Below are 541 nucleotides of genomic sequence, written 5' to 3'. Positions count from 1 at the left end.
ACACCAAGTTTTTGACTTGATAAATGTTCATAGATTTTTAGGATTTGGGGCGCGCCTCCAATTGATGAGTTTTTAAATTCATAAGAACTTTCATTAACTTTGTAAAACATGTCTCGAATAACTTCAAATGGTTCTCATTCAAATTTAACAGTATTTTTCATGCCTTTTTCTAAATTATCCAGCTTCCCTCTTGATTTTAATTTTTCACGAAGCATAGCATTAGCTACAATTACATGTTCTTCATCACCAGTAAATACAACAGGTGATCCATATATTTCACGTGCAGGATCCGCACGAAAAGAGTTGGTACTCTTTTGGTAGGTGATGTGCCAAATCATGAATTTTTTTCTTATCCATGAATATCCCCCGAATATGAATTTTGCATCGGGTATATCCATGTCACCTATGGCATCGTGAATTTGCTCTCTCAGTCGTTCAAAAATTTTAAGAATATGGGTTTTGAGTTCTTTAATATCTTGGGCTCGTGAGGAGCAACGATCATATATATCAATTGCTGATGCCACTTGATGCATCAAAGGAT

The 541-nt window shown here is 35.1% G+C and carries 1 protein-coding gene; it reads right to left on the bottom strand.

Annotation, left to right across the window (positions count from 1 at the left end; all coding sequences use genetic code 11):
- Positions 1-134 precede the first annotated feature (134 nt).
- The coding region (locus AC5O77_RS22505) for a hypothetical protein (protein ID WP_494507259.1) at positions 135-541 on the bottom strand (407 nt) is incomplete at its 5' end.

Source organism: Stenotrophomonas sp. INTA L402-1, assembly GCF_059295135.1.
Note: the sequence above shows the minus strand (reverse complement) of the source record. Positions and strands in the feature narration are given on the sequence as shown.